Origin of the sequence: Micromonospora sp. NPDC093277, assembly GCF_044765245.1 — a bacterium.
GTDB lineage: Bacteria > Actinomycetota > Actinomycetes > Mycobacteriales > Micromonosporaceae > Micromonospora.
The window spans coordinates 259,964-278,504 of the sequence record NZ_JBIWJO010000008.1 but is presented as its reverse complement, the minus strand read 5'-3'; the positions used below and the strand labels follow the sequence as shown (position 1 = coordinate 278,504).

Genomic DNA, 18,541 nt, shown 5'->3' with positions numbered 1-18,541 from the left:
GGCAACAACCTCATGATCGACGAGAGCCGCCCGGCGGTCACTCGCCGGCCCGCAGGGCGGCGTGGAGATCCTGGAGGGGGCGGACGTGCATGTCGCCGCGGATCCTCGCCTCGATGCCCATGACCGCGGCGGCGGCGCCGGGAACGGTGGTGATGCAGGGGATGTCCGCCGTCACCGCGGCGCTGCGGATCTCGTAACCGTCGGAGCGGGCGCTCGCGCCGGAGCCCTGCGGGGTGTTCACCACCAGCGCCACGTCGCCGCCGAGGATCAGCGACACCGCGTCCTCGCCCGCGCCCGACTCGTAGTGCTTGCGGATCTGCTCACAGGCGATGCCGTGCCGGCGCAGCACCTCGGCGGTGCCGGCGGTGGCGACGATCTCGAAGCCGAGGTCCGCCAGCCGCTTGATCGGGAAGATCATGCTGCGCTTGTCCCGGTTCGCCACCGAAACGAAGATCTTCCCGTCGGTCGGCAGCGACCCGTACGCCGCCGCCTGCGACTTCGCGAAGGCCTGCCCGAAGCCGATGTCGATGCCCATCACCTCGCCGGTGGACTTCATCTCCGGGCCGAGCAGCACGTCGATGCCCTTGCCGGCGGGGGTGCGGAAGCGCTTGAACGGCAGCACCGCCTCCTTGACCGCGATCGGGGCGTCGGCCGGCATGGTGCCGCCGTCGCCGGTGGGGAGCAGCGTCCCCTCGGCGCGCAGCTCGGCGATGGTGGCGCCGAGCGCGATCCGGGCCGCCGCCTTGGCCAGCGGCACGGCGGTGGCCTTGGAGACGAACGGGACCGTCCGGGACGCCCGCGGGTTCGCCTCCAGCACGTACAGCACATCGTCCTTCAGCGCGTACTGGACGTTGAGCAGGCCGCGGACGCCGATCCCGCGGGCGATCTCCTCGGTGTACCGGCGCACCTGGGCCAGGTGGGAGCCGGCCAGGGTGATCGGCGGCAGCGCGCAGGACGAGTCGCCGGAGTGGATACCGGCCTCCTCGATGTGCTCCATCACACCGCCGAGGTAGACCTCCCCGTCGGCGTCACAGAGCGCGTCCACGTCGATCTCGATGGCGTCGTCGAGGAAGTGGTCCACCAGCACCGGACGGTCGGGCGAGATGTCGGTGGCCCGGCCGATGTACTCGCGCAGGGTGGCGTCGTCGTAGACGATCTCCATGCCCCGCCCGCCGAGCACGTACGAGGGGCGGACCAGCACCGGGTAGCCGATCTCGTCGGCGATCGACTTCGCCTCCTCGAAGGAGGTGGCCATGCCGTGCGCCGGGGCACGCAGCCCGGCCCGGGCCAACACCGCACCGAACGCGCCGCGCTCCTCGGCCAGGTGGATCGACTCCGGCGAGGTCCCGACCACCGGCAGGCCGGCGTCCTTGAGCCGCTGGGCCAGGCCGAGCGGGGTCTGCCCGCCGAGCTGCACGATCACCCCGACCACGCCCGGACCGCCGGCCGCCCGTCCGGAGACGTCCTCGGCGTGCCAGACCTCCAGCACATCCTCGAAGGTCAGCGGCTCGAAGTAGAGCCGGTCCGCGGTGTCGTAGTCGGTGGAGACGGTCTCCGGGTTGCAGTTGACCATGACCGTCTCGTAGCCCACCTGCCGGAGGGCCATGACCGCGTGCACGCAGGAGTAGTCGAACTCGATGCCCTGCCCGATCCGGTTCGGCCCCGAGCCCAGGATGATCACCTTGGGCCGCGCCGAGGGCGCCACCTCGGTCTCCTGGTCGTACGTCGAGTAGTGGTACGGGGTGGTCGCCTCGAACTCGGCCGCGCAGGTGTCCACGGTCTTGTAGACGGGGCGTACGCCGAGCCGGTGGCGCAGGGTGCGCACGCCGTCCTCGGCGGCCAGTTCGGGGCGGAGCGCGGCGAGCTGCCGGTCGGACAGGCCGGCCCGCTTCGCCCGGCGCAGCAGGTCGGCGTCGAGCACCGGGGCGTCGACGATCTCGGCGCGCAGCTCGACCAGCGCGGCGATCTGGTCCAGGAACCAGGGGTCCATCCCGCCGGACGCCTCGGCGACCTCGGCGATCGTCGCACCGAGCCGCAACGCCCGCTCGACGGTGTAGATCCGCCCGTCGTGCGGTACGCGCAGCGCGGCGAGGGCGTCCTCCTTCGTCGTGCCGGTCGGGTCGGCCCCCGTCGCAGCGGCGACGACCGGATCCGGAACGGACCAGAATCCGGCCGCCTTCGTCTCCAGCGAGCGCATCGCCTTGTTCAGCGCCTCGGTGAAGTTGCGGCCGAGGCTCATCGCCTCGCCGACCGACTTCATGGTGGTGGTCAGCTCCGGGTCGGCCCCGGGGAACTTCTCGAAGGCGAACCGGGGAATCTTCACCACCACGTAGTCCAGGGTCGGCTCGAACGCCGCCGGGGTCTTCAGGGTGATGTCGTTGGGGATCTCGTCCAGGGTGTAGCCGATGGCCAGCTTCGCGGCGATCTTGGCGATCGGGAAGCCGGTGGCCTTCGACGCCAGCGCCGAGGAGCGGGACACCCGGGGGTTCATCTCGATCACGACGATCCGGCCGTCGGCTGGGTTCACCGCGAACTGGATGTTGCAGCCGCCGGTGTCCACCCCGACCTCGCGCAGCACGGCGATGCCGAGGTCGCGCAGCCGCTGGTACTCCCGGTCGGTCAGGGTCATGGCCGGGGCGACGGTGACGCTGTCGCCGGTGTGCACGCCCATCGGGTCGACGTTCTCGATCGAGCAGACCACCACCACGTTGTCGTGACGGTCGCGCATGAGTTCGAGCTCGTACTCCTTCCAGCCGAGCACGCTCTCCTCGATGAGCACCTCGTGCACCGGGCTGGCGGCCAGGCCGGAGCCGGCGATCCGCGCCAGGTCCTCGCCGGTGTGCGCCATGCCGGAGCCGAGGCCGCCCATGGTGAACGACGGCCGGATCACCACCGGCAGGCCCAGCTCGGCGGCGGTCTCCTCGACCTCGGCCATCGAGTGGCAGACCCGGGAGCGCGGCACCAGCGAGGACGGGTCGTCCAGGCCGAGGCGTACGCCTGCCTTCGCCACGATGTCCTTGAACAGCTGCCGGTCCTCGCCCCGGTTGATCGCCTCGATGTTGGCGCCGATCAGCTCGACGCCGTACTTCTCCAGCACGCCGGCCTCGTGCAGGGCGACCGCGGTGTTCAGCGCGGTCTGCCCGCCCAGGGTGGGCAGCAGCGCGTCGGGGCGTTCCTTGGCGATGACCAGCTCGACGAACTCCGGGGTGATCGGCTCGACGTACGTGGCGTCGGCGAACTCCGGGTCGGTCATGATCGTCGCCGGGTTGGAGTTGACCAGGCTGACCCGGATCCCCTCGCTGCGCAGCACCCGGCAGGCCTGCGTGCCGGAGTAGTCGAACTCGCACGCCTGCCCGATCACGATCGGCCCCGAGCCGATCACCAGGACGTGCTTGAGGTCGGTCCGCTTAGGCATTCTTTCCGCCTTCGATGAGCTCGGCGAAGCGGTCGAAGAGGTAGTCCGCGTCGTGCGGGCCGGCCGCCGCCTCCGGGTGGTATTGGACGGTGAAGGCGGGCACGTCCCTGGCCCGCAGCCCCTCGACCACGTTGTCATTGAGGCAGACGTGTGACACCCGGACGCCGCCGAACTCGGTGTCGATCACCTGGTCGGGGACCACCACACCCGGTCCCGCGCCCGGCACCTTCACGGCGAAGCCGTGGTTGTGGCTGGTCACCTCGACCTTGCCGGTGGCCCGGTCGAGCACCGGCTGGTTGATGCCGCGGTGGCCGTAGCCGAGCTTGTAGGTGCCGAAGCCGAGCGCCCGGCCGAGGATCTGGCTGCCGAAGCAAATACCGAAGAGCGGGATCCGCCGGGTGAGCACCTCGCGGGCCAGCGCGACCGGGCCGTCGGCGGTCGCCGGGTCGCCGGGACCGGGCGAGAAGAAGACCGCGTCCGCGCCGGTGGCCAGCAGATCCTCGATGGTGGCGGTGGCGGGCAGCACGTGGGTGGTCACGCCGCGCGCCGCCAGCCGACGGGGCACGTTGCGCTTGATGCCCAGGTCCAGCGCGGCGACCGTGAACCGGTGCTCCCCCTGCGCCTCGACCACGTACGGCTCGGCGGTGGTCACCTCGGCGGAGAGGTCCGCGCCGACCATCTGCGGCGACCGGCGGACCCGATCGAGGAGGGCACGCGGGTCGTCGTCGACGCTGGAGATGCCGACCCGCATCGCGCCCCGGTCCCGCAGGTGGCGGGTGAGCGCCCGGGTGTCCACGCCGCTGATGCCGACCACGCCCTCGGCGGCGAGCCGGTCCTCCAGGCCGCCGGTGGCCCGCCAGTTGGAGCCGATCCGGGCCGGGTCACGGACCACGTACCCGGCGACCCAGATCCGGGACGACTCGTCGTCCTCACCGTTGACGCCGGTGTTGCCGATGTGCGGCGCGGTCTGCACCACCACCTGGCGGTGGTACGACGGGTCGGTCAGGGTCTCCTGGTATCCGGTCATGCCGGTGTTGAAGACCGCCTCGCCGAAGGTCTCCCCAACGCTGCCGTACGCCTCGCCGTGGAACGTGCGCCCGTCCTCGAGCACGAGGATCGCGGGTCGTCTACGGGTCACTGTGCCGGCCTTTCGTTCGCGACTGCGGAATTCCGCTTCGCTGCATTCCTCGCGTTCACCGAACTGCCTTTCCGTCCAGGACCGTCGGCTCGCCGCGCAGGAAGGTCGCCACGATGCGACCCGGCAGCGTCATGCGGGCGTACGGGGTGTTGCGGCTGCGACTGGCCAGTTCCGCCGGCTCGATGACGCGACGGGCGGCCGGGTCGACCAGGGTCAGGTTGGCCGGCACGCCGGGGGCCGGGTCGACGCCGTGCCCGTCCAGCCCGGCGATCCGGGCGGGTGCGCGGGACATCCGCTCGGCGATCAGGTCCCACTGCGGGCCGAGCACGTCCAGCGCGATGGAGAGCGCCGTCTCCAGGCCGAGCATGCCCGGCCGGGCGTACGCCCACTCGCACTCCTTGTCCTCCACGGCGTGCGGGGCGTGGTCGGTGGCGATGATGTCGATCACGCCCTCGGCGAGTGCGGCCCGCAGCGCGGCCACATCGCTCGCGGTCCGCAGCGGCGGGTTGACCTTGTAGACCGGGTCGTAGGGAGCGGCCGGGCTCCAGTTGTCGGCGAGGGAGAGATCGCTCCGCCCGCTCACGACCTCGTCGGTGAGCAGCAGGTGGTGCGGGGTCACCTCGGCGGTGACCCGCACCCCGCGGGCCTTGGCGTGCCGCAGCACCTCGACGCTGCCGGCGGTGGAGACGTGGCAGATGTGCAACCGGCTGCCCACGTGCTCGGCCAGCAGCACGTCCCGGGCGATGATCGCCTCCTCGGCCACCGCCGGCCAGCCGGTCAGCCCGAGCCGGGTGGAGACCTCACCCTCGTGCATCTGCGCGCCCTCGGTGAGCCGGGGCTCCTCGGCGTGCTGGGCGATGATCCCGTCGAACGCCTTCACGTACTCCAGCGCCCGGCGCATCAGCTTCGGATCGGCGACGCAGTGCCCGTCGTCGGAGAAGATCCGCACCCGGGCCGCCGAGTCGGCCATCGCGCCCAGCTCGGCGAGGCGCTCGCCGGCCAGGCCGACGGTGACGGCGCCGATCGGCTGCACGTCGACCAGCCCGGCCTCCCGGCCGAGCCGCCACACCTGCTCCACCACCCCAGCGGTGTCGGCCACCGGCGAGGTGTTGGCCATCGCGCAGACCGCGGTGTAGCCGCCGGCCGCCGCCGCCCGGGAGCCGGACTCGACGGTCTCGGCGTCCTCCCGGCCGGGTTCGCGCAGGTGGGTGTGCAGGTCGACCAGGCCGGGCAGGGCGACCAGGCCGGTGGCGTCGAGCACCGTGGCGTCCGGCGCGGTCAGCCCCACGCCGGTCTCGGCCACGACGCCGTCGCGGATCAGCAGGTCGGTCGGCGCGGCGCCGACCACACTCACGTTCCTGATCAGGTACGCGGTCACCGGTTGTTCCCTCCGAGCAGCAGGTAGAGCACGGCCATCCGCACGGAGACCCCGTTGGCGACCTGTTCGACGATGGTGGAGCGGGGCGAGTCGGCGACCTCGGGCGTGATCTCCATGCCCCGGTTCATCGGCCCGGGGTGCATGACGATCGCGTGCTCTGGCAGCCGGCGCAGGCGCGGCCCGTCCAGCCCGTAGCGACGGGCGTACTCACGGGCCGAGGGGAAGTAGGAGTCGTTCATCCGTTCCCGCTGCACCCGCAGCATCATCACCACGTCCGCGGCGGGTAGCACGGCGTCGAGGTCGTACGAGACATCGGTGCCCGGCGCGAGCGCCTGCGCTGCGCCGCCCTCGCGGGGGCCGCCCAGCGAGAGATTCGGCGTCGCGGCGCCCGGCCTGGCGGCCCAGTCGACCGGGATGAGGGTGGGCGGGCCGACCAGGGTGACCTTGGCGCCGAGGGTGGAGAGCAGCAGCACGTTGGAGCGGGCCACCCGGGAGTGCAGCACGTCGCCGACGATCGCCACGTGCAGGCCGGCGAGCCGGCCCAGCCGGGAGCGCATCGTGTACGCGTCGAGCAGCGCCTGGGTGGGGTGCTCGTGGGTGCCGTCGCCGGCGTTGACCACGGACCCGTCCACCCAGTTGGCCAGCCGGTGCGGGGCGCCGGAGGCGGGATGGCGGACGACCACCGCGTCGGCCCCCATGGCCTGGAGGGTCAGCGCGGTGTCCTTCAGGCTCTCGCCCTTGGTGACGCTGGAACCCTTCGCGGAAAAGTTGATCACGTCCGCGCTGAGCCGCTTGGCGGCCGCCTCGAACGAGATCCGGGTCCGGGTGGAGTCCTCGTAGAAGAGGTTCACCACGGTCCGGCCGCGCAGCGCGGGCAGCTTCTTGACCTCGCGTCCGGCGACGGTGGCCATCTCGGCCGCGGTGTCCAGGATCTGGGTGGCGGTGGCGGCGTCCAGGTCGGCCCCGGAAAGCAGGTGCCTCATGCGGGCGTACCCCCGTAGAGCTTGACCTCGTCGGCGCCGTCGGTCTCGGCAAGGGTGACCTTGACGTTCTCGGCCAGCGCGGTGGGGATGTTCTTGCCGACGTAGTCGGCGCGGATCGGCAACTGGCGGTGGCCGCGGTCGACCAGGACGGCGAGTTGCACGGAGGCCGGCCGGCCGACGTCGCTGAGCGCGTCGAGTGCGGCCCGCACGGTACGGCCGGAGAAGAGCACGTCGTCGACGAGGATCACCCGCCGGCCGTCGATCCCGCCGCTGGGCAGTTCGGTGGGGCCGACCGCGCGGGTGGCCTGCCGGCGCAGGTCGTCGCGGTAGAGAGTGATGTCGAGCACGCCGACCGGGACGGTCACGTCCTCGAAGGTGCTGATCCGGGCGGCGAGGCGCCTCGCCAGCGGAACTCCGCGGGTGGGTATGCCGAGCAGGACCGTGTCGGCGGCACCCTGGGTCTTCTCCAGGATCTGGTGGGCGATGCGGTCGACCACCCGCGACACGTCCGGTGCGGCGAGGATCACCTTCACCGAGGGTTGTCGCGGCGGCGACGACTGGGCAGCCGGTGGGTAGGCCACGGCGGACCTCCTTCCCCGCCTCACGGGACGGGTCGTTAAAGGACGTCTGGATTTCCGGTGCGGCCACGCGGGGCCGGACCGGGGCTTCACGCCACGTTACCAGCGGTCACCGGGCCGATCTTCGCCGGTACTGGCCCCCGGGTCAGGATGGCAGAAATGCGGATAACCTCCCCCATGCTCCCCAACGGTAAGGTCACGGCACTTGACCAGGTGTCGCAATCCCCGTACCGTCACGCTCCGTAGCGATAGCTGGGTGAACCCCGAGCAGCACTGGGAGTGTCCGAATGCCCTCTGAATACGCCAAGTCGCTGGGCGCCCGCCTGCGCTCCATCCGCCAGCAGCAGGGCCTGTCCCTGCAGGGTGTGGAGGAGAAGTCGAACGGGCGGTGGAAGGCCGTGGTGGTCGGCTCTTACGAGCGTGGCGACCGCGCCGTCACCGTGTCCCGCCTGGCGGAACTGGCCGAGTTCTACCGCGTTCCCGTCTCGGAGCTGCTGCCCGACGGAAGCGGGGTGCGGCACGAGCCCACCAGCAAGATCGTGCTGGACCTGGAGCGCCTCTACGACGAGGCCTCCGAGGAACTGGCCTACGTCGCCCGGTACGCCCGCGCCATCCAGCAGCAGCGCGGCGACTACAACGGCCGGGTGCTCTCCATCCGCGCCGACGACCTGCGCGCCCTCGCGATCGTCTACGACGCCTCGCCGTCGGGCCTGATCGAGCGGCTGACCGAGCACGGCGTGCTGGTCGCCGACCCGCGGGCGTTCTTCGCGAACTGACCGCTGTCACCACGTTGAAGGGCCCGTGCCGTTGCGGCACGGGCCCTTCAACGTGGTCGGTGTGATTCGGCTGATGCCGGTCAGCGGGTGGCGTACTCGGCGATCCGGCCGAGGATGCCGTTGAGGAAGCGCGGCGAGTCGTCGGTCGACATCTGCCGGGCCAGTTCGACGGCCTCGCTGATCGCCACCGCGTCGTCGATCTCGTCGACGTAGAGCAGCTCGTACACGGCGATCCGGGCCAGGTTTCGGTCCACCGTCGGCATCCGGTCCAGCGTCCAGCCCTCGGCGTAGCTGGCGATCAACTCGTCGATCCGGTCGAGGTGCGCCGCGACGCCCTCGACCAGGCCCACCGCGTAACCCAGGTGCTCCGGGTGGGGCTTCTCGATCCGTTCGAGGTAGCCGGCCAGCACCTCGACCGGCGGCCGGTCCCGCAGGTCGGCCTCGAACAGCACGTCCAACGCCCGTTTGCGCGCCTTGCGGCGCGCCGGCATCTGTTGCTTGGAACCTTCAGCCATCAGGAGCGGCCGAGGTAACGGCCGTCGCGGGTGTCGACCTTGATCTTCTCGCCGGTGGTGATGAAGAGCGGCACCTGGACGGTCGCGCCGGTCTCGACGGTGGCCGGCTTGTTGCCGCCGGTCGACCGGTCGCCCTGCAGGCCCGGCTCGGTGTAGGTGACCTCCAGCACCACGGAGGTCGGCAGCTCGATGTAGAGCGGCACGCCCTCGTGGGTGGCGACGGTCGCCTCGGCCTCGGGGAGGAGATAGTTGGCCGCCTCGCCGACGGTTCCGCCGGGCACGGTGATCTGGTCGAACGTCTCCAGATCCATGAAGACGTAGTCCTCGCCGTCGGCATAGAGATATTGCATGGTGCGCTTGTCGACAGTCGCGGTGTCGACCTTGGTGCCCGCGTTGAAGGTCTTGTCGACCACCTTGCCGGACAGCACGTTCTTCAGCGTGGTACGCACGAACGCGCCGCCCTTACCGGGCTTGACGTGCTGGAACTCGACGACTGCCCAGAGCTCGCCGTCGAGGTTGAGTACCAGGCCGTTCTTAAGATCGTTGGTGGTGGCCATTTCCTGCCTTGATCATCAATTGGCGGACAGACCCAGGAATTCTACTAGTAGCGGCGAGCTGGCCGCTGCGCTGCGCGCCCCGGCCGGCCGCTGACAGGCAAGACGGGCGGGAAACGTGCCGAACATCACCCAGCGCGGCCCTCGGCGGCCGGCCGGGCGGCCAGGTGGCGCAGGGCCAGCCGGTAGCCGTCCACGCCCAGGCCGCAGATCACCCCGGTCGCGACGGCGGAGACCACCGAGTGGTGCCGGAACTCCTCCCGGGTGTGGATGTTGGAGATGTGCACCTCGATCAGGGGGGCGCGGAGCATGGCGCAGGCGTCCCGGACCGCGATCGAGTAGTGCGACCAGGCGGCCGGGTTGAGCACCACCGCCGCCCCCTCGTCCGCCGCGTCGTGCAGCCAGCCCAGCAGCTCGTGCTCGGCGTCGGTCTGCCGCACCACCACGTCCAGCCCCAGCTCCCGGCCGGTGTCGACACACATCGTCACCAGGTCGGCGTAGCTGGTCATCCCGTACACGTCGACCTGGCGGGTGCCGAGCCGCCCCAGGTTCGGCCCGTTCAGCACATAGACCCTCACCCGGACACCTCCTGGTAGGCGGACGCCAGCAGCTCGTCGGAGGGGCCCTCCAGGATCGCCGGGCGGGCCACTCCGTCCAGCACCACGAAGCGCAGGGTGTTACCCCGGGCCTTCTTGTCCACCCGCATCGTGGCCAGCAGGCGCTGCCAGGCGTCGGCCCGGTAGCCGGTGGGCAGACCGAGCAGGCTCAGCACGGCACGGTGCCGCTCGGCCGTGGCCGGGTCCAGCCGGCCGGCGAGCCGGGCCAGCGCGGCCGCGTAGACCAGACCCACCGCGACGGCGTGACCGTGCCGCCAGCGGTAGCCCTCCACCTTCTCGATCGCGTGGGCCAGGGTGTGCCCATAGTTGAGCACCTCGCGTACCCCGGACTCGCGGAGGTCTCCGGCGACCACGTCCGCCTTGACCCGCACGGCCCGCTCGATCAGCTCCCGCGCCACCGGCCCGGTCGGGTCGAGCGCGGCGGCCGGGTCCCGCTCGACCAGGTCGAGGATCACCGGGTCGGCGATGAACCCGCACTTGACCACCTCGGCCAGGCCGGCGGCCAGGTCGACCGGGGGCAGGCTGTCCAGGGTGGCGAGGTCGCAGAGCACCCCGGCCGGCGGGTGGAAGGCGCCGACCAGGTTCTTGCCGGCAGCCGTGTTGATCCCGGTCTTGCCGCCGACGGCCGCGTCGACCATCCCCAGCAGCGAGGTCGCCACCGGCACCCAGCGCACCCCGCGCAGCCAGCAGGCAGCCACGAAGCCGGCCAGGTCGGTGACGGCGCCGCCACCCACCCCGACCACCGCGTCGGTACGGGTGAACCCGGCCTCGCCGAGCCGGTCCCAGCAGGCCGCGGCCACGTCGACGTGCTTGCCGGCCTCGGCGTCCGGCACCTCGATCGGCAGCGGGGTCGCCCCGGCCGCGCTCAGCCGCTGGCCGAGCGCGTCGGCCAGCGCCTTCAGCGGCGGCGCGTGCAGCACCGCCACCCGGGTAGCGTCGGGCAGCAGCGGGGGCAGCGCGTCGAGCAGGTCACGCCCCACCAGCACGTCGTACGGCCGCTCGCCGCCGACCGGGATCCGGGTCACCTCGTCCATGTCCGCTCCGTCGGGGTCAGGGCTTGAGCAGGGCGACGATCTCGGCGGCGATCTCCTCCGGGCTACGCCCGTCGGTGACCACGGTCGCGGTCGCCACCTCCGCGTAGAGCGGGCGCCGCTGCTCCATCAGGTACTTGAGGGTGGCCCGCGGGTTGAGCGCCAACAACGGGCGGCCGGCGTCCAGGCCGACCCGCTTCACCGCGTCGGGCAACTCCACCGACAGGTGCACGACGGTGTGCCCGACCAGCGCCGCGCGGGTGTCGTCGGCGAGGACCGCGCCACCGCCGAGGGCGAGCACACCCGGATGCGAGGCCAACGCCGCCACCACCGCCGCCCGTTCGAGGGTACGGAAGTGCGCCTCCCCCTCGTCCACGAAAATCTCCGGGATGGGCTTGCCGGCGAGCTGCTCGATGTCGGCGTCGGTGTCCCGGAACGCGACGCCGAGCGCCTCGGCGAGCGCCTGCCCCACCGTGGTCTTGCCGGAGCCAGGCGCCCCGACCAGCACACAGACCGGCCGCGCGCTCATCTGAGCCACCTTTCGTTCGCGACTGCGGGACTCCGCTGCGCTGCGTTCCTCACGCTCACCGGATCACCATGCATTCGAGGTAGCCGGCCAGGTTGCGGCGCATCTCGGCGACCGAGTCGCCGCCGAACTTCTCCACCGCCGCCTCGGCCAGCACCAGGGCCACCATCGCCTCGGCCACCACCGCGGCGGCCGGCACGGCGCAGACGTCGGAACGCTGGTTGATCGCGGTGGCCGGCTCGCCCGTGGTGACGTCTACGGTGGACAGCGCCCGGTTCAGCGAGGAGATCGGCTTCATCGCCGCCTTCACCCGCAGCGGCTCGCCGGTGGTGATGCCGCCCTCCAGGCCCCCGGCCCGGTCGGTCATCCGGCGCACCCCGGTGGCGGTGGGCATGATCTCGTCGTGCGCCTCGGAGCCACGGGAGCGGGCCTGCTGCCAGCCGTCGCCGATCTCCACGCCCTTGATCGCCTGGATCGACATCAGCGCGGTGGCCAGCCGGGCGTCCAGCTTGCGGTCCCACTGCACGTGGCTGCCCAGGCCCGGCGGCACCCCGTACGCGAGCACCTCGACCACGCCGCCGAGGGTGTCGGCGGCCTTCTTCGCGGCGTCGACCTCCGCCACCATCCGGGCACTGGCCTCCGGGTCGAGGCAGCGCAGCGGGTCGGCGTCGATCCGGGCGGCGTCCTCGGGGGCCGCGCGCAGGCCGGCCTTGACCGCGACCGGACCCAACTCCACCACATGGGAGACGATCTCGACGCCGAGCGCCTGCTTCACCAGGGCCTTGGCGACCGTGCCGACGGCGACCCGGGCGGCGGTCTCCCGAGCGCTGGCCCGCTCCAGGATCGGGCGGGCGTCGGTGTGGCCGTACTTCTGCATGCCGGCCAGGTCGGCATGACCAGGACGGGGGCGGGTGAGCGGGGCGTTACGGGCCTGCCCGGCCAGCTCCTCCGGGTCGACCGGGTCGGCGGCCATGACGGTCTGCCACTTGGGCCACTCCGAGTTGCCGACCCGGATCGCCACCGGGCTGCCGATCGTCAGCCCGTGCCGCAGGCCGCCGATGATCTCGACCTCGTCCTGCTCGAACGACATCCGGGCACCCCGGCCGTAGCCGAGCCGGCGGCGGGCCAGCTCACCGGAGATCTCCCCGGTGGTCACCTCGATGCCGGCGGGCACCCCCTCCAGCAGCGCGACGAGGGCGGGTCCGTGCGATTCACCTGCAGTCAACCAGCGCAACACAGCGGCAAGTCTGTCACGCCCGGTGGCCGCTCCGATGCGCCGCCCGTCCCGTCCCGCCCTGCGGACACAAACGTCCGCAGAGCGGAGCGCCTACCGGTCCCGCCTGACCGATCCGCCATCCTCGCCCCGCCGGTCCCGCCCGGTCGATCAAGGAGTTTGCGTCCGGTTGGAGATCGACTCCGACGCAAACTCCTTGATCAACGCCAGCTTTCCGGCGACGGCCGGTCCGGTGGGGGGGTAGTTAGGCGCGGGAGGTTGTTAGGGCGGTGCGCATGGCGTCGACGGGGGCGGGGACGCCGGTGAACTGGGTGAACTGGCCGACGGCCTGGGCCAGCAGCAGATCGAGCCCGGAGATCACCCGGCAGCCGGCGGCGAGCGCTGTCGTGGCGAGCGGCGTCGGCCAGGGGTCGTAGAGCGCGTCGAAGAAGACCGACCCCGGCCGCCAGTCGAAGTGCCCGGCGAGCGGGTCGGCGACACCCTTCGGCACCGTCGAGATCACCAGGTCGGCACGGGCGTGCGCCGGAGCACCGTCCCAGTCGGCGCCGGCGAGCGGCACGCCGACCGCGGCGGCCACCGGGCGCAGCTCGTCGACCGCCTCGGGCCGGCGGGCCACCACCGTCACCTCGGACGCGCCGATCCGGGCAGCCGCGGCAAGAGCGGCCCGGGCGGTGCCGCCCGCACCCAACACGGTCACCACGGCACCTGCCACGCAGCCGGCGGCGGTGAGCACGTCGACCATGCCGGTCACGTCGGTGTTGTCGGCGTACCAGGAGCCGTCGGGCCTGCGTACCAGGGTGTTGGCGGCACCGACGGCGGCAGCGACCGGCGACACCTCGTCGGCCACCGCGAGCGCCGCCTCCTTGCCCGGCATGGTCACCGACAGGCCGGCCCACTCCGGGCCCAGGCCCGCGACCAGGCCGGCCAGCTCGTCGGCCGCGCACTCGATCCGGGTGTACGACCACCCGGCCAGCCCGGCCGCCGCATATCCCGCCTCGTGGATCACCGGAGACAGCGAATGGGCGATGGGTTTGCCGACGACGGCGGCCCTCACGTGCAGTTGCTTCCCGTCAGAACCCCGTTGTCGCACATCTGCTTGTTCAGCTTCTTGAAGTCGGCGTCGTTGGAGCCGTAGCCCATCGTGCCCTTCTTGTCCACCGTCATGAAGTAGATCCAGTCGCCGCTCGGCGGCTCCAGCGCACCCTTGAGGGCGCCCTCTCCAGGGTTGCTGATCGGCGTGATTGGCAGACCGGCTACATCATGTGTGTTGTAAGGGTTCGTCAGGTCGTGGATCTCCGACGTCTTGAGCACATCGGAGTCCTTCGGGTCCTTGCCCTGCAGCCGCAGCCAGTAGTTGATGCCGCTGTCGATGCCGAGGCAGTTGCAGCCGATCTTGCCCGCGTAGACCCGGTTGTAGATCACCCGGGAGACCTTCGGGAAGTCCTTCGGGTCGACCGACTCGGCCTGCGCGATGGAGGCGGTGATCAACGCCTCGTACGGGGAGATCTTCCGTTCCTTCTGCACCCGGTCGACGAAGTCCAACTGCTTGGTGACCTCGAGGAACTGCTGCACCATCATCGACAGGATCTGCTCGGCGGTCGCCTTCGGCGGGATCTCGTAGGTCGCCGGGTAGAGGAAGCCCTCGATGCTCTTCTTCGGGTTCTTCTTGCCGTCCCCGCGGTTGAACCAGAAGTCCGGCACGCCCAGCTTCTCCGGGTCCGCTGCGGCCTTCTTGAACTCCGCGACCGGGATCTTGGTCTCCTTGGAGAGCTTCTCGTAGATCGCCAGGCTGATGGTGCCCTCGGGGATGGTCACTCCGTTGACCACCCGGCTCTTCGGGTCGAGCAGCAGGTTGACCACGTCGGCGGCCTTCATCTGCTTGCGGACCTTGTAGCTGCCGACCTGGATGTTCTTCGCGCGGGAGTTCGCGTCGGCGGCCTCGATGAACGCCTTGGTGCTCTTCACGACCCCGGCGTCGTAGAGCGAGTTGCCGATGTCGGTGAGCGTGTCGCCGGCCTTGACCTGCACCAGCACCTCGCCCGAACCCGGGCCGTCGTAGTCCGGGGTGACGAGGTAGTTACGGATCCGGTCGAACCCGACGTACGCGCCGCCGCCGATGCCGCCCAGCAGCACGAGCGCCATCAGGAGAGCGAAGATCGTCTTGCCCCGGCCGCCGCCCGACTTGCCCTTGCGCTTACGCACCGCGCCGCGCCGGTGCCGGCCCTTCTCCCCCCTCTCCGCCTCATCGAACACCAGGTCAAGATCGTCGATCATTGCGTCCGCCTCCGCTGTGCGTCCAGCCAGCTCTGCAGAATCTCCACCGCGGCGGCCTGGTCGACCACCGCCCGTTGGCGCTTTCCCCGGACGCCCCGTTCGGCCAGCCTACGGCTCGCGACCACGGTCGACATCCTCTCGTCCGTCAGCGTCACCGGAATCGACCCCATTACATCAGCCAATCGGTCAGCGTACGCCGACACGTTCACCGCCGCCGGGCCATGCTTTCCGGCGAGGTTGACCGGCAGGCCGACCACGATCTCGACCGCCTCGTGCTCGGCGGCCAGCCGGACCAGCTCAGCCATGTCGGTGGGCACCGTATCCGGTTCCGCGGTCAGATCGCGAGCAAGCGTTACCAGCGGCGTGGCCAGGATGCCGTGCGGATCGGAGCGGGCGACCCCTACCCGGACCTGCCCGACATCGACCCCGAGCCGTACGCCACGGGTCAGTTCAGCCATCTACCGGGCACATCCCTCCGGCACAGGCCAGGGCGGACCATCCGGTCCGCCCTGGCCTCGATCGATGCGTCCATCACGCCTCGGCGATCGCCTTCTCCACCGTGAGCAGCAGGTTCGGCGCCTCCGCCGCGGGCAGGCCACCGCCCTGGGCAAGGTCGTCGCTGCCGCCGCCGCGACCGGAGAAGGCCGCCTTCACCAGGTCCTTCGCGGTCAGGCCCCGGCCCCGGGCGGCCTGGTTGACAGCCACCACCAGGGACGCCTTGCCGTTCGCGCGGGCGGCCACGGCGACCACCGCCGGGCGGGCCGGGTCGATCCGGCCCCGGATCTCCTGGGCCAGCGTCCGCACATCGTTGGTGGCCGCGCCCTCGGGCGCCTCGGTGCCGACGTACGCGACGCCGTGCACGTCCTTCGCCTGCCCTGCGAGCGCCGCCGCCCCGCCCAGCACCAGCTGGGCGCGCAGCTTCTCCAGCTCCTTCTCCGCGTCGCGGAGCTGGGTGACGGTCTGCTCGACCCGATCGGCGACCTGGTCGCCGGGGACCCGGAACAGCTCGGCGAGCCGGGAGACCAGCAGGTGCTCGCGGGCCAGGAACCCGAACGCGTCCATGCCCACCAGCGCCTCGATCCGGCGGACACCGGAACCGACCGACGACTCGGAGAGGATCTTGACCAGGCCGAGCTGGGCCGAGCGGGCCACGTGCGTGCCGCCGCACAGCTCCCGGGCGTAGTCGCCGACCTCGACGACCCGGACCCGCTCGCCGTACTTCTCGCCGAAGAGCGCCATCGCGCCGATCCGGCGGGCCTCCTCCTGCGAGGTGATGAAGGCGTGCACCTCAAGGTCGGCCAACAGCACCTCGTTGACCTGCTGCTCCACGTCGTGCAGCACACTCGGCGCCACCCCGGTCGGGGTGTTGAAGTCGAACCGCAGCCGGCCCGGCGCGTTCAGCGAACCCGCCTGGGTGGCCGACTCACCGAGGAAGTTACGCATCGTCTGGTGCACCAGGTGGGTGGCGGTGTGCGAGCGGGAGATCGCCCGGCGCCGGGAGACGTCGATCTCGGCGTACCCGCTCTCCCCGGTCCGCACCTCGCCCCGGACCACCTTGGCCCGGTGCACGATCAGGCCCGGCACCGGCTGCTGCACGTCGAAGACCTCGACCTGGCCGCCGCCGACCGTGATCAGGCCCTGGTCCGGCTGCTGGCCGCCGCCCTCGGCGTAGAACGGGGTGGTGTCGAGCACCAGCTCGACGGTGTCCCCCTCGACCGCGGCCTGGATCTCACCGCCGCCGGCGAGCAGGGCCCGCACCCGGGACTCCCGGTTCAGCTCGGTGTAGCCGGTGAACTCCACCGGCCCGCCACCGTCGAGCACCGACCGGTACGCCGACACGTCGGTGTGGCCGGTCTTGCGCGCCTGCGCGTCCGCCTTGGCCCGGCTGCGCTGGTCGGCCATCAGTCGGCGGAAGCCCTCCGCGTCGACCTGGAGCCCCTGCTCGGCCGCGATCTCCAGAGTCAGATCGATCGGGAAGCCGTACGTGTCGTGCAGCTGGAACGCCTTGTCGCCGGAGATCGACGCCTTGCCCGCCGACTTGGTGTCGGCGATGGCGGTGTCCAGGATCGTGGTGCCGGCGCGCAGCGTGGCGAGGAACGCGTCCTCCTCCGCGTACGCGTACTGGGAGATCCGGCCGAACTCCTCGGCCAGCTCCGGGTACGACGGGGCCATGCAGTCCCGGGCCACCGGCAGCAGCTCGGGCAGCGCCCGGTCCTGGTAGCCGAGGAGGCGGACCGCCCGGATGGCGCGGCGCATGATCCGGCGCAGCACATAGCCGCGGCCCTCATTGGACGGGGTCACCCCGTCACCGATCAGCATCAGCGCGGTGCGGACGTGGTCGGCGATCACCCGCAGCCGGACGTCGTCCGGGTGCGACTCGCTGGCCACATGACCGGAGTGCGCGCCGTACCGCTTGCCAGTCAGCTCCGCGGCCCGGTCCAGGATCGGCTTGACCTCGTCGATCTCGTAGAGGTTGTCGACGCCCTGCAGGATCGAGGCCATCCGCTCCAGGCCCATGCCGGTGTCGATGTTCTTCGCCGGCAGTTCGCCGAGGATCGGGAAGTCCGCCTTGCCGACGCCCGGGCCGCGCTCGAACTGCATGAAGACGAGGTTCCAGAACTCCATGTAGCGGTCTTCGTCGACCTCCGGTCCACCCTCGCGGCCGTACTCCGGCCCCCGGTCGTAGAACAGCTCGGAGCACGGACCGCACGGGCCGGGGATGCCCATCGACCAGAAGTTGTCGGCCTTGCCCCGGCGCACGATCCGCTCGGCCGGTACACCGACCGAGCGCCAGATCTCGTACGCCTCGTCGTCGTCCAGGTAGACGGTCGGCCAGATCCGCTCCGGGTCCAGCCCGAAGCCGCCCGCCGCGACCGGCTTGGTGACCAGGTCCCAGGCGAGCGGGATCGCCCCGTCCTTGAAGTAGTCGCCGAAGGAAAAGTTGCCGTTCATCTGGAAGAACGTGCCGTGCCGGCTGGTCTTGCCGACCTCGTCGATGTCCGGGGTACGGATGCACTTCTGGACGCTGACCGCGCGGGGGTACGGCGGGGTCTGCTGGCCCAGGAAGTAGGGGACGAACTGCACCATGCCGGCGTTGACGAACAGCAGGTTCGGGTCGCTGATGGCGGGCAGCGGAGCGGACGGCACCACGGCGTGGCCGTTCGCCTCGAAGTGGGCGAGGTACCGCCGCTTGATCTCCGCCGTCTTCATCGCTGGTGTTCCTCCGGGAAAATCTCTCGGTCGCCGATCCGCGGGTCTTCCCGCAACTCGGCGAACTGGTCGTCGTACAACTCACCGCGGGCGAAGGCCTCGTGGATCTCCTGCTCCCGCTCGGCCATCCCGATCCGGACGTCCTCGACGAAGCCGCGGACCGACTCGACGAGGCTGCCGGCGGACTCGGACAGACCGCCGGCGATACCCGCCGGCGTGTACGCCTGCGCGGCACGGGTGGCCTTGCGGACCACCAGCACACCCACCGCCAGCCCGATGCCCAGCCAGAACACGCGTTTCATGTCACATCCT

The 18,541-nt window shown here is 71.3% G+C and carries 17 protein-coding genes; 1 reads left to right on the top strand and 16 read right to left on the bottom strand.

Translation table 11 applies throughout. The annotated features are described in order from the left end of the window. Positions 1–37: 37 nt before the first annotated feature. From carB to pyrR, 5 genes are read right to left on the bottom strand one after another with little or no spacing between them, the layout of a single operon-like run. Positions 38–3,415, bottom strand: coding sequence for a carbamoyl-phosphate synthase large subunit (gene carB, locus ACIRG9_RS20085; protein WP_402857689.1), 3,378 nt, complete (start codon positions 3,413–3,415; stop codon positions 38–40). Continuing rightward, positions 3,408–4,553: a glutamine-hydrolyzing carbamoyl-phosphate synthase small subunit gene (gene carA, locus ACIRG9_RS20080; protein WP_402857686.1), complete on the bottom strand. Its 1,146-nt coding sequence runs from the start codon at positions 4,551–4,553 to the stop codon at positions 3,408–3,410. Before carA ends, carB begins: the two co-directional genes overlap by 8 nt. 55 nt (positions 4,554–4,608) lie before the next feature. Further along, on the bottom strand, positions 4,609–5,931 hold the full coding sequence (locus tag ACIRG9_RS20075) for a dihydroorotase (protein WP_402857683.1): 1,323 nt from the start codon (positions 5,929–5,931) through the stop codon (positions 4,609–4,611). Next, entirely contained in the window at positions 5,928–6,914 is a 987-nt protein-coding gene (locus ACIRG9_RS20070) for an aspartate carbamoyltransferase catalytic subunit (RefSeq protein WP_402857680.1), read from the bottom strand. The genes ACIRG9_RS20075 and ACIRG9_RS20070 overlap by 4 nt, the downstream gene beginning before the upstream one ends. Beyond that, the gene (pyrR, locus tag ACIRG9_RS20065) at positions 6,911–7,495 is read right to left on the bottom strand and encodes a bifunctional pyr operon transcriptional regulator/uracil phosphoribosyltransferase PyrR (RefSeq protein ID WP_402857677.1); all 585 of its coding nucleotides are present in this window, start codon (positions 7,493–7,495) and stop codon (positions 6,911–6,913) included. Before pyrR ends, ACIRG9_RS20070 begins: the two co-directional genes overlap by 4 nt. Positions 7,496–7,779: 284 nt before the next feature. On the opposite strand from pyrR, the gene ACIRG9_RS20060 reads away from it, so the two are divergent. Beyond that, on the top strand, positions 7,780–8,268 hold the full coding sequence (locus ACIRG9_RS20060) for a transcriptional regulator (RefSeq protein ID WP_402857674.1): 489 nt from the start codon (positions 7,780–7,782) through the stop codon (positions 8,266–8,268). An 80-nt stretch (positions 8,269–8,348) separates the two neighbouring features. Here the strand turns inward: ACIRG9_RS20060 and nusB are convergent, their stop codons facing one another. From nusB to ACIRG9_RS20005, 11 genes are all read right to left on the bottom strand, one after another. After that, the gene (gene nusB / locus ACIRG9_RS20055) at positions 8,349–8,759 is read right to left on the bottom strand and encodes a transcription antitermination factor NusB (RefSeq protein WP_402857671.1); all 411 of its coding nucleotides are present in this window, start codon (positions 8,757–8,759) and stop codon (positions 8,349–8,351) included. A gap of 23 nt (positions 8,760–8,782) precedes the next feature. Beyond that, the gene (gene efp, locus ACIRG9_RS20050; RefSeq protein WP_402857668.1) at positions 8,783–9,340 is read right to left on the bottom strand and encodes an elongation factor P; all 558 of its coding nucleotides are present in this window, start codon (positions 9,338–9,340) and stop codon (positions 8,783–8,785) included. 125 nt (positions 9,341–9,465) lie between these two features. Then, the gene (gene aroQ / locus ACIRG9_RS20045; RefSeq protein WP_402857665.1) at positions 9,466–9,915 is read right to left on the bottom strand and encodes a type II 3-dehydroquinate dehydratase; all 450 of its coding nucleotides are present in this window, start codon (positions 9,913–9,915) and stop codon (positions 9,466–9,468) included. Beyond that, positions 9,912–10,988 carry a 3-dehydroquinate synthase gene (gene aroB, locus ACIRG9_RS20040; RefSeq protein WP_402857662.1) on the bottom strand — a complete coding sequence of 359 codons (1,077 nt, stop codon included), beginning with the start codon at positions 10,986–10,988 and terminating at the stop codon, positions 9,912–9,914. The genes aroQ and aroB overlap by 4 nt, the downstream gene beginning before the upstream one ends. Positions 10,989–11,004: 16 nt before the next feature. After that, positions 11,005–11,514, bottom strand: coding sequence for a shikimate kinase (locus ACIRG9_RS20035; RefSeq protein ID WP_402857659.1), 510 nt, complete (start codon positions 11,512–11,514; stop codon positions 11,005–11,007). Positions 11,515–11,569: 55 nt separating this feature from the next. After that, a complete protein-coding gene (gene aroC, locus ACIRG9_RS20030; RefSeq protein ID WP_402857656.1) occupies positions 11,570–12,748 on the bottom strand; it encodes a chorismate synthase in 1,179 nt (392 codons plus the stop codon). A gap of 241 nt (positions 12,749–12,989) precedes the next feature. Then, the gene (locus ACIRG9_RS20025) at positions 12,990–13,799 is read right to left on the bottom strand and encodes a shikimate dehydrogenase (protein WP_402857653.1); all 810 of its coding nucleotides are present in this window, start codon (positions 13,797–13,799) and stop codon (positions 12,990–12,992) included. Continuing rightward, positions 13,796–15,019: an endolytic transglycosylase MltG gene (gene mltG, locus ACIRG9_RS20020; RefSeq protein WP_402857650.1), complete on the bottom strand. Its 1,224-nt coding sequence runs from the start codon at positions 15,017–15,019 to the stop codon at positions 13,796–13,798. Before mltG ends, ACIRG9_RS20025 begins: the two co-directional genes overlap by 4 nt. Continuing rightward, on the bottom strand, positions 15,016–15,477 hold the full coding sequence (gene ruvX, locus ACIRG9_RS20015) for a Holliday junction resolvase RuvX (RefSeq protein ID WP_402857647.1): 462 nt from the start codon (positions 15,475–15,477) through the stop codon (positions 15,016–15,018). The genes mltG and ruvX overlap by 4 nt, the downstream gene beginning before the upstream one ends. A 73-nt stretch (positions 15,478–15,550) precedes the next feature. Continuing rightward, the gene (gene alaS, locus ACIRG9_RS20010) at positions 15,551–18,229 is read right to left on the bottom strand and encodes an alanine--tRNA ligase (RefSeq protein WP_402857644.1); all 2,679 of its coding nucleotides are present in this window, start codon (positions 18,227–18,229) and stop codon (positions 15,551–15,553) included. Continuing rightward, on the bottom strand, positions 18,226–18,531 hold the full coding sequence (locus ACIRG9_RS20005; RefSeq protein WP_402857641.1) for a hypothetical protein: 306 nt from the start codon (positions 18,529–18,531) through the stop codon (positions 18,226–18,228). Before ACIRG9_RS20005 ends, alaS begins: the two co-directional genes overlap by 4 nt. Between the last annotated feature and the right edge of the window lie 10 nt (positions 18,532–18,541).

Bases quoted from the DNA above. Each gene is read 5' to 3' on its own strand.
- carB (WP_402857689.1), bottom strand. From the start codon at position 3,415: ATGCCTAAGCGGACCGACCTCAAGCACGTCCTGGTGATCGGCTCGGGG.
- ACIRG9_RS20070 (WP_402857680.1), bottom strand. From the start codon at position 6,914: ATGAGGCACCTGCTTTCCGGGGCCGACCTGGACGCCGCCACCGCCACC.
- ACIRG9_RS20060 (WP_402857674.1), top strand. From the start codon at position 7,780: ATGCCCTCTGAATACGCCAAGTCGCTGGGCGCCCGCCTGCGCTCCATC.
- nusB (WP_402857671.1), bottom strand. From the start codon at position 8,759: ATGCCGGCGCGCCGCAAGGCGCGCAAACGGGCGTTGGACGTGCTGTTC.
- efp (WP_402857668.1), bottom strand. From the start codon at position 9,340: ATGGCCACCACCAACGATCTTAAGAACGGCCTGGTACTCAACCTCGAC.
- aroB (WP_402857662.1), bottom strand. From the start codon at position 10,988: ATGGACGAGGTGACCCGGATCCCGGTCGGCGGCGAGCGGCCGTACGAC.
- ACIRG9_RS20035 (WP_402857659.1), bottom strand. From the start codon at position 11,514: ATGAGCGCGCGGCCGGTCTGTGTGCTGGTCGGGGCGCCTGGCTCCGGC.
- mltG (WP_402857650.1), bottom strand. From the start codon at position 15,019: ATGATCGACGATCTTGACCTGGTGTTCGATGAGGCGGAGAGGGGGGAG.
- ruvX (WP_402857647.1), bottom strand. From the start codon at position 15,477: ATGGCTGAACTGACCCGTGGCGTACGGCTCGGGGTCGATGTCGGGCAG.
- alaS (WP_402857644.1), bottom strand. From the start codon at position 18,229: ATGAAGACGGCGGAGATCAAGCGGCGGTACCTCGCCCACTTCGAGGCG.
- ACIRG9_RS20005 (WP_402857641.1), bottom strand. From the start codon at position 18,531: ATGAAACGCGTGTTCTGGCTGGGCATCGGGCTGGCGGTGGGTGTGCTG.